Origin of the sequence: Blautia sp. 210820-DFI.6.14 (genome assembly GCF_020558815.1) — a bacterium.
In the GTDB taxonomy this organism is placed as follows: Bacteria; Bacillota; Clostridia; order Lachnospirales; family Lachnospiraceae; genus Blautia_A; species Blautia_A obeum.
Window position 1 is genome coordinate 1 of record NZ_JAJCKS010000059.1, and the last position, 2,666, is coordinate 2,666.

At 34.5% G+C, this 2,666-nt stretch carries 7 protein-coding genes and 1 pseudogene; 7 read left to right on the forward strand and 1 reads right to left on the reverse strand.

Annotated features, from left to right (window positions below):
- Positions 1-76 precede the first annotated feature (76 nt).
- The 4 genes and pseudogenes from LI112_RS17615 to LI112_RS17630 all read left to right on the forward strand — a co-directional run.
- Positions 77-706 (forward strand): YitT family protein, encoded by a 630-nt coding sequence (locus tag LI112_RS17615; protein ID WP_227191189.1) that lies wholly within the window; start codon positions 77-79, stop codon positions 704-706.
- Between the two features lie 67 nt (positions 707-773).
- On the forward strand, positions 774-1,106 hold the full coding sequence (locus LI112_RS17620; RefSeq protein ID WP_004074378.1) for a DUF3784 domain-containing protein: 333 nt from the start codon (positions 774-776) through the stop codon (positions 1,104-1,106).
- Between the two features lie 50 nt (positions 1,107-1,156).
- A complete protein-coding gene (locus LI112_RS17625; RefSeq protein ID WP_227191190.1) occupies positions 1,157-1,552 on the forward strand; it encodes a DUF6483 family protein in 396 nt (131 codons plus the stop codon).
- A gap of 54 nt (positions 1,553-1,606) precedes the next feature.
- Positions 1,607-1,771: pseudogene (locus LI112_RS17630) on the forward strand (DUF3784 domain-containing protein); the annotation flags it as partial.
- A 55-nt stretch (positions 1,772-1,826) separates the two neighbouring features.
- Here LI112_RS17630 and LI112_RS18245 read toward each other — a convergent pair.
- On the reverse strand, positions 1,827-1,952 hold the full coding sequence (locus LI112_RS18245) for a hypothetical protein (RefSeq protein ID WP_255647162.1): 126 nt from the start codon (positions 1,950-1,952) through the stop codon (positions 1,827-1,829).
- 29 nt (positions 1,953-1,981) lie between these two features.
- On the opposite strand from LI112_RS18245, the gene LI112_RS18595 reads away from it, so the two are divergent.
- The 3 genes from LI112_RS18595 to LI112_RS18715 form a co-directional block, all read left to right on the forward strand.
- Positions 1,982-2,074 carry a hypothetical protein gene (locus LI112_RS18595; RefSeq protein WP_334301105.1) on the forward strand — a complete coding sequence of 31 codons (93 nt, stop codon included), beginning with the start codon at positions 1,982-1,984 and terminating at the stop codon, positions 2,072-2,074.
- A 69-nt stretch (positions 2,075-2,143) separates the two neighbouring features.
- A complete protein-coding gene (locus LI112_RS17635) occupies positions 2,144-2,503 on the forward strand; it encodes a metalloregulator ArsR/SmtB family transcription factor (protein ID WP_005608558.1) in 360 nt (119 codons plus the stop codon).
- A 59-nt stretch (positions 2,504-2,562) separates the two neighbouring features.
- The coding region (locus tag LI112_RS18715; RefSeq protein ID WP_227191191.1) for a cation transporter at positions 2,563-2,666 on the forward strand (104 nt) is incomplete at its 3' end.

Sequence of the window (2,666 nt, forward strand, 5' to 3'; positions counted from 1 at the left end):
GAAGCTACTGGTGAAAAAGAGTACACTATGCTATGGAAACGAAAATAGAAATCGGAATTTGTAGAATAGAGGAATTATGATGTTTGATAAGCACAAAAGGGAATCCTTGCTATTGCGGGACTTATTAAAGAAATTGATAATTATTGTGATAGGTTCCATTGTTGCAGCCTATGGCATTACACTTGCACTGTATGCAGGATTTGGTGGCGCCACGCTCGCAGTGCTATGGCAGGGTATCGCTGAAACGTTTCACTTGAGCATCGGTATGGCATCTTTTGTTGTAGCAGTGGGGATGATTTTGTTTGCATTAATTTACGATAAAAGTCAAATCCATATTGGGACGGTGCTATATCAAATTGTATACAGCACCTGTGTGGATGTATTTGCCACCTGCCATGTCTACAGTACATATCGATGGTTCAACTTCTTTATCATGTTGCTGGGTGTTATTTTGTTTGCTGTCGGGACCGGACTATATGCGTCTGCCTCACTTGGTCGTGGCTCTTATGAAGCAGTTACTTTTGCCTTGGCAGAAAAGAACAACTGGCAAGTTAAAATTGTTCGAATAGCAATAGATATTCTGGTTGTGATAATAGGTGTTTTGCTTGGCGGGAAGTTTGGCATATGCACAATCATTACAGTTATCATTTCAGGCCCGATTATCCAATTTGTTAATGCGAAAGCAAAACGAATTTTAAAGATATAATAGCAAAGAAACCTACAACTTCAAGTTTATAAAATTAAGAAAATGGAATTTAAGGAGGAGTATGTAAATGAAATTAGCAGATTTAGCAACAGGCTCTGATTGGATAGTGTGGATTGTCTTTGCGATATTTGCTGTACTTTCTATTATTTTACTTTCTGGACATGGAAGCTGGTTCATTTCTGGATATAATACAGCTTCAAATGAAGAAAAGGAAAAATATGATGAAAAGAAGTTATGCAGAACAATGGGAATTGGAATGTCTATTATAGCAATTCTTGCATTAACTATGGGCTTGTTTGAAAATATTTTGCCTGCATTTTTTGTATATATTGCATTGGGGATTATTTTGGTTGATGTCGTGGTAATTATCATTTTAGGAAACACACTATGCAGAAAGTAATAACTTCAAGTTTGGAGAATTGAGAAAATCGGGAGTTATGGAGGTGAAAAATGTATTTCACAGACGAAAAAGACTATATTATGCGAATGATAAAAGAAATGGTAAGAGTATTATTTTCTTTAATGTTTGGGAAAAAGTATGTTTCTGTTGAACTTGAAAAAGAAAATAAATATGAAGTATCAGGGAAAAATTTGAAAGATTTTCTTGATATGATTGATTCTGGGAAAATTAACGAAGCAGAGAATATACTTTTAGATAGCATTGATTATACAGACAGAAATGAGGTAATGGCAGCAGCTCTTTTCTACCAATACCTTAGTGAGAAGGATAGTGAGTTTTTGAAAAATAATAATTATACAAAAGAAGAAGTGATGTCTGGTTTTAAGCAATTACTTATGCAGTTAGGATATACTGATTTGCTATGTTTGGTCAAAGCTGAAGAGTAATGTAGAAAATTCAAAGAGATAAGAGTGATTGGCTGAAAGGAGAAATTGTATTATATGTTCTATATTGTTTTTGACTTTATGATGGCAGTGATTATGTTTTTGTTTGGAATGTGGTTTTATAAATCAGAAGGAAAAGCTACTAAATTCTTGTCGGGTTATAATATGAAATCAGCGGATGAACGAAAGAAATACGATGAGAATGCTATGTGTAAGGCATATCTAAAATGGGATTCGCACCTTGAAAATTCAATATTTCAGCTAACAAAATAGTGATTTATGCTGCTACAGACTTAGGATGGAGTGCATTTCGCAGATATTCCGGCAGTCTTGCTTCAAAATCAGCGGTAAAAGCAGTCAGTTGTTCATTGCTGAGCTTTAAAATTTCCTGAAGGCTTGCCATTAAGGCATCACTTTCTACATTTAACAGGAGTGGAGACAAGACTTTCGGCCAAGGATTTTTATAATAATGCAAAAAAATCTATTCTTACAAAAATTTATGGGGAACTAACATCAGCTTATTGACATAAATTTAAAAATAAGTATAATAATAGTTGATTAATTGTTCAACTATTATTATTTGGAGGTGAACATATGTCAAAAACGTCTTATATTTGTAATTGCGATGTAATTCATGAGGATATTGTGAATGATGTGAAATCCAAGATGCAGCTAAAAGATGATTATATCCAGTTGGCTTCTTTGTTTAAGCTATTTGGAGATGGAACCAGAGTACAAATCTTACACGCTCTAGAACAGAGTGAGATGTGTGTATGTGATCTTGCAGTGCTACTGGGGGTAACAAAATCTGCAATTTCGCATCAGTTAAAGGCATTACGCCTAGCGAATCTGGTAAAATTCCGAAAAGAAGCACAGATAGTTTACTACTCGCTGGCAGATGATCATGTGAAAGAGATTATTGACAAGGGATTTGAGCATCTTTGGCAGAAATAATATTTTTTAACATTATAGTTGAGTAATTGAACAACTAAACAAATTGTAAGGAGATTATCATGAAACGCATATTTCTATTAAAAGGGTTGGACTGTCCAAATTGTTCCACAAAAATTGAAAAAGAAGTCGGAGAGTTGGATGGAGTGCAATCCTCAGTGGTAAA